Genomic DNA, 6,281 nt, shown 5'->3' with positions numbered 1-6,281 from the left:
CACCGCAAATCCGCCGCATAATCACATGAACCAGATGAGCCAGACCCTCTCTTAGCTCACGCCGCCATCTGTCCCAAAATCCCTGACGACGGACATGTTCGCTGGTGATGACCCCTGCAGATTTGTCTACAGCGGGCTTACTCAAATGGCATTCCAGTCGATAATCCCGTGGTCCCTTACATGCGTGACATCATCGAGCGGGATGGGCGCACATCATCCTGACCGGCGAATATCGGTGGCGAAAGATGAAAATGGGAAGCCTATGAAACCTGATGCAGCAACAACATCAGGTATCCTTACATCATTTGGGCCAATTTGCGCTGAGAGCCCAGTTCAACAGATGCTGCACACTGGAAGAATGCCAATTGTCCCGGATCAGGCGCTCCAGATTGAGAAGCTTCCAACGTACTGCCGGAAGGTCGGCAGCTTGCGGTCGATCTATCGCAGTAAAATCCGGCGTGCCATCCTGCAGGCTGAGCAAGAATTGTCTGGTGGGTTTATCGAAGCGAGATTGGATGTCCGCAATCAGTTGCTTGCGCGTCGCCAGCAGGTCATCGAGGCCGACGGGTGACTTGGTCATGCCCTCGAATTCACGCACATAAGGCTGATCAAGATCAATCAGGTTGGGATTCAGCAATTCGTGTGCCGGACGTGCCGAACATGCAATGTAGATCAGGACAGTTCGGAACAGATCATCCGTCAGTCCTTCGTGTTCGTAGAGAAGTTTTACATCATAAAGATCGCGTGGATGCTGGCGATCCACGGCTGCGTGGAGCTTACCACCGAACAAATCTTCGAACGAGACGATCTGCATTTCTGCATAGCCGAACGCGTCTGCTACAGTTTCTGAGACCGCCCGGGTTTCGGTGTCGTGAACAACGCCGCGTGTGACAGGCGAGGTCTCGATTTTGACTTCTGCAGCTTCCAGACGCGCAAGCACGCGGGTGGCGCCGCCCCCACCTCCTTTTATTCTTTGAGCCTTCGCCCCGCTGATACCTTTTCGATCGACTTAGCGATACGATCCATGGCTTCGTTGATCTCGACGAGGCTCTGTTCACGCTCTTTGATCGGCAGATATGTCAGGTCGATATCAACCGAGAGCCGCGGTAGATCGCGATAGAAGAGGTTGATTGCTGTCCCACCCTTGAGCGCGAATATCTCTTCCTTCGCGACGTAAGGCAATACACGCACGAGAAGGGCGACCTGGGATTCATAGTTCCTACGCGCCATTTTCTGCCCCTGTCGTGACGAACTCTTCGGGTACCATGATGCGATATCGCGGATGTATCCGACCACCTTTGACCAATGCTCGATCCCCCGTCCCGAGGTTGAAGGCGTCAGCATCAAGTCGTTTGCGCCAGGGGTGATTGTGGCGATCCGCAAAAACGAAGAAGAGGCGTCTGACCTTTATTTTCTTGCAGCTCAGCAAAAGTGCCGAGAGCAACTTAGGTCGTAGCGTCGTCAAGCCCTCGAACACCATGTCGAGGTTGTGAAAACTCTCATGGTCCGGCAATTCGTCCATGGCTTCCATGACCGCCCGTTCGGGGGCCGACATGCGCAGTTGCCAGTCCCACGGGAGGGGGTTTTCAGATTTTATGTCGTCATTTGTAACGCCAAGTGCCTGGTCAGCGAACAGCGACGTATTGCGCGTTTCTATGGGTGCATTGAGTGGCAGCTTCGTGAGCCAATTGGGTATTTTGTAGCCATAGATCCAGGCGGGGGCATTATTGCCCAAACGAAAGTAGTGGTCGTAGCCCTGTTGTGAGAGAGCGGTTTTGCCGCCGACATGAATATCATAGCCCATGATATGTTGCATCGAGATCAGGCAGGCCTTCCAGTCAACGGTGTTTGATGCGGGCGGATTGGGAACAGGTCGGCGGAAAACGCCGCGGTGAACGCGTTCGAGCCAGCCCCGTTTTACATAGTCGCGAAATGTTTCGTAGGCTATGCCATGGGCGGTGAGCCAGTTGGCATCGACGAGATATCCCGTGGGCACCGAGTTGAGAACTTTCTTCAGATTTTGCGATCTTCCAGCGTTCATGACGCCCTAAATCATGTAATTTTAAAGAGAATGCAAGAGAAACTCTTTGAAGAGTACCTTTTTAAAGCGTCTATAGCGCTGAAAATGACATACTATTAAAAACACAGCGCCACGCGGAAACCCATCAGAATACCCGGGATAAATGGAAGATTCCGGCGCCAAGGGCGGAAAGCGGAAGTTCGCTGCAGGGGCGATGACTGCATGGCTTAGCGCTGAAAGCAGTCGTTCACTCCGACTTCAGTGATACCGAAACGGCTAGCCGCAAACGGCCTCCAGATCTCTCGCTTCTCCTCATCCGCCCAGAACCCGTCTTCCGCCTGTTCATAGAGTGCCTCATACTGCACACTATTGATGGTGGATACTTACGCCAGGTTGACTAGCTTTCGCGGCGACATGAGGTTTGGATGGGTTTCGAGGAGTGCTTGATCCGATCTGCTGTCGCTCCTCTCCTGCAGAAGCATCGCATCTGCTACTGCTCTTTCGCCGTCGGAGGCACTACCTGAGTTCGATCCTGAAAAGCCATCAACCACATCGCCGCCAAAATCAGTATCGTCGAAAGGTAAAACGTTCCGCCGGGCACGATGCTGAACAGGACGAGGTCCGCAATCACTGCGAAGATCAGCGACAGATACTCAAAAGGCGCAAGTTTCGAGATCTCGCTATGTTGCAACGCAAGCGTCATCATTATGTGTGCGATCCCGCCCGCGATACCAGCACCGCACAAGTAGGTCAGTTGCGTCAGGTCAGGGCGTACCCAGCCCCAGAATGCTGTCACCAATCCCGCAATGGAACAAGTCAACGCAAAGTAAAACGCAATCGCACCAGCATTTTCGGTTTGCGCAAGATTGCGGATCTGCACCTTGGCACCTGCTGTGAGGATTGCCATTGCGAGCGCAAGGCATGCGCCGATCAGATAGGCCTGATCCACTGTTGTAGCAGTCAGCCTGGGCGCAACAAGGATCAGCATACCCGAAAACCCAAGCCCAACTGCAATCCAACGCCTGCCAGTTACGTATTCATCCAATAAAACTCTTGCCAGTATCACGGCGATCACAGGGGCCAGATAGCCGATAATGGAGGCGTGGGCCAAAGGTAAGAACTTGAGCGAGGCAAACGAAGCGAAGAGCGCGGCGCATCCCAGAACGCAGCGTGCGACATGGGCCATGGGTCGGTTTGTGCGCAACCCACTGGGAAACTCTTGTGTCCACGCAAGAAACAAAACCAGCGGTATCAGAGCGACCGCACTGCGGAAGAACACGACCTGACCCAAAGGCACATCGTCAGCAAGGAGTTTTACAAAGATGACCATCAACGTAAAAAAGAACGTCGAGCCGATCCGCAGAAGAATTCCGGTGGTTTGTGTCATCTCGCTTCCGATCGCCGGTTAACTGCTGGCTTGCGGGAACGACTGGCTAGTTGGGCCATTCTGCGAGCTGCGGAAATGTTTATTAATGAGTTTTAGTTGCTATTCAAGGTTGGTTGAACATTGGCGGTCCCGTCGGTTGTTTTGCCAAAAAGGACATTTGTTACTCGTGCAGCACTGAAGTTAATTAGTTGGCGGTGAGGCCACGAAGCAGACCTTCGCCGCAAACGCAAAATACCTTCTGCAAGCGCGAACCAATCCGAAGGAAGGGGGAAAGCTGACGTTCGCTGCGGGTGAAAATACTCAGTACTTATCGAAGTAAGTGGATATTGATTTGACTATATCACCTGTGTAACCCGACACGAGGTGCGAAAAAATAGAACACCTTACGGAGCTACGCCAAGCTTGTCGAAGAAGGCAGCGTGGCGGGCTTTGGCTCCAGAAATAAGATCGGCATAAGAAGTGACCTCCATGAATACTTTGAAGCCTTCGTCCCAGCGATAATACGACTTTGAGCCCGCCTTTTTGTAGAAGCCTCCGACCCGCTTCATCACATATCGTAGCGATGACGTATCATCAGCGATGATCTGGCACATGAATGGGGTGTTGTCTTCTATCGTGCGTATCACCCGCCCATCAAAGCGCGTTGCCTCTCCCGCTTTGCGAAGTTCTTCGACGTAGTCCTGAACTTGCGTGAAAGGGTTATCGGCCATTGTGTAGTCGTCTCGCTTGGGGCGTTTAAACTCGACTATTGTGATCGGCTCTGGTGACGCGCCCTTCTCAAATCCCATCCCCAAGTCAAAAAGGGTCACATCTGGACGACGAGAATCAGAGCTTGTCGCTTGCGCTTTGAGCTGTTTGTCCGAGTTAAAATAAGAGTAGAAGGCCAAGCGGTCATCGATGACCCAGAGGTTGTGGTCTTCATAGTTCAAGTCACTTTTGGTGGTTCCGAGCGGACAGATCATTTCATGCACCACACGCTCGTAGTGCGCCTTTTCAGAATCTACATCCGTGAATGCCGATTTCTCATCAAACATGTCGAGGATCAATTTTCTCTTATAGATGTATTCGGCCAATGAGGAGAGAGATTCATCCTGAAGTTCCGCGACATACTCCTTCGCCTTTTGGTCAATGTCCGGTAGGTCTTTCTTCTTGGCTTCGGCGAACTGTCGGCGGGCTTTTTTATATTGCCGGAGCGACTGCCGGGACATTTCTACAAAGATATCTTCGTCCTTTTGGGTCGAAAGGGAAAGCTTGTCTGCAATTTCTTGCGGATCCTTGGCTATATTATAAAAGCGCAGGTGTTCGTTCCGAACCTCGATAATTGTCTGAAGCTGACGCTCTCGAACCTGGCCAATTTCCGTCGCCAGAAAACTCTGGATTGCGGTGATACACTCACGCTTTAAGTCATCAATCGGGTCTTCGCCTAATGAGAACTCTGTCCTTGTGTCGTTTACGGCATCATTGAGCATATTTCCTTCGAGATAGCCAAAGAAAGCGTATTTGCCGTCAATGGCCTTGAGCCCAATGACGCTGTCCATTTCGTATCGTGTCACGGCGCGACCGTGCGCACCAAAGAAGAGACCGTTGGTTCCTTTTTCGTCGTCAGAATAGTTCTTCGGCACTAGGAAGCAGTTGAGCGATAGCTTGCGTTCTTCTCCGTCGACCAAAACGGAAATCGGATAGTTCTGATCTTTGACCACATCGCTAGTGAATTTATCGAGCAGGTCGATGCTGGCCTTCGAGTCGAACAAAGTGATCTTCGGGCAGTCGATATTGACAAAATAGTTGATGAAATGAGCGACGGTTCGGACAGCGACTGTTTCCAACTTCGCCGGGATATGTAGGGCGTATGCTGTTTTGATTGGAGTGAGCCGGATCGTTGTTCCTACAACCCCTGATGAGGAGCCTTCCTTTAGGTTTGATATTGGTACCTTAGGATCAGCTACGAAATCGAATGAGATCGATTCAATGCCTGTACCATTTTTGAAGTTGCTGGATACGCCGATTTTGTCCGCAACCTTGAGCCATAGAAGTCGCCCAACACCTTTGCCTCCGAATCTCACCTTCTTCATCGAGTCCGACTTGCGAAATGAGATCATGTTGTCGGCATTCATGCCGATACCATTGTCGGTGACTACAAACCCTGTATAGGATCCTTCTTCGTTCTCAGTTAGTTCTATATCGATGTTTCCGGATGATAGCTTGTCTTTCCCGAAACGCTCTTCAATTGCGTGGATCGAGTTCATCAGAGCTTCGAACAACGGCTGAAGTGTATTCTTGGGCGATGGTGCCAGAGACAGGTTGTTGATGCGGCCAATGGGATCTGACAACCATCCAGTTTCTGCCATGCTGATATCCTCGCTACTTCCGACATCGTAGCTTAGGGCGCGTTAGTGCTAAACCCGTAAAGCTAAGAAATTTGTATGAAATTATTCGATTAGACTATCAACTTTTACGGCACCAGAACTCATGCCGTCGACCGGTGTCAGCGTTTCGGAATGCTGCGGCGCTACATCAGTCAACTTACCAAAGGTCTGCTTTGGGCCGCCAACACACCACGATTGAATAGAGCCGTTTGTTCCGATCCAAACGAAAATGAGGAAATGATCTTCACCGTTGTGTCGCTCCTCCCACTGCTGCAAGTTCATAGCAAGGGCAAGTGATGGAAGGTCGCTGATGAGTACAAAAATTGGTGTTATCGAAAGCAGGTGGCATGACGCGACCAACGGGATAAAGAAAAACACAACCGTTAAGCCATTATTTGATTTTTTGTCAGATCTGTCTGACGTCAGCACCAATGGGACAGTTTAGGTCGATTTGATAAGAGAGGGTTTCTGGCTCATCGTAACCGCCAAGGAGTGGAGATGAGAAAGA

At 51.1% G+C, this 6,281-nt stretch carries 4 protein-coding genes and 1 pseudogene; all 5 read right to left on the bottom strand.

The window, feature by feature from the left end:
- Nucleotides 1-301 precede the first annotated feature (301 nt).
- A pseudogene (locus tag BLU89_RS20865) lies at nt 302-1,230 on the bottom strand (nucleotidyl transferase AbiEii/AbiGii toxin family protein).
- Complete coding sequence (locus tag BLU89_RS20860) at nt 1,220-2,041, bottom strand: type IV toxin-antitoxin system AbiEi family antitoxin (RefSeq protein WP_074739651.1); 822 nt, start codon at nt 2,039-2,041, stop codon at nt 1,220-1,222. Before BLU89_RS20860 ends, BLU89_RS20865 begins: the two are co-directional and overlap by 11 nt.
- 469 nt (nt 2,042-2,510) lie before the next feature.
- Entirely contained in the window at nt 2,511-3,407 is an 897-nt protein-coding gene (locus BLU89_RS20855) for a DMT family transporter (RefSeq protein WP_074739649.1), read from the bottom strand.
- Between the two features lie 383 nt (nt 3,408-3,790).
- Nucleotides 3,791-5,755 carry a sensor histidine kinase gene (locus BLU89_RS20850; RefSeq protein ID WP_074739647.1) on the bottom strand — a complete coding sequence of 655 codons (1,965 nt, stop codon included), beginning with the start codon at nt 5,753-5,755 and terminating at the stop codon, nt 3,791-3,793.
- An 81-nt stretch (nt 5,756-5,836) separates the two neighbouring features.
- Complete coding sequence (locus tag BLU89_RS20845; protein ID WP_143030651.1) at nt 5,837-6,202, bottom strand: hypothetical protein; 366 nt, start codon at nt 6,200-6,202, stop codon at nt 5,837-5,839.
- Nucleotides 6,203-6,281: the final 79 nt, after the last annotated feature.

The sequence above is a fragment of the Ruegeria halocynthiae genome (genome assembly GCF_900106805.1).
GTDB lineage: Bacteria > Pseudomonadota > Alphaproteobacteria > Rhodobacterales > Rhodobacteraceae > Ruegeria > Ruegeria halocynthiae.
Note: the sequence above shows the minus strand (reverse complement) of the source record. Positions and strands in the feature narration are given on the sequence as shown.

Coding starts and splice junctions, on each gene's coding strand:
- BLU89_RS20850 (WP_074739647.1), bottom strand. CDS start 5,755: ATGGCAGAAACTGGATGGTTGTCAGATCCCATTGGCCGCATCAACAAC.
- BLU89_RS20860 (WP_074739651.1), bottom strand. CDS start 2,041: ATGAACGCTGGAAGATCGCAAAATCTGAAGAAAGTTCTCAACTCGGTG.
- BLU89_RS20855 (WP_074739649.1), bottom strand. CDS start 3,407: ATGACACAAACCACCGGAATTCTTCTGCGGATCGGCTCGACGTTCTTT.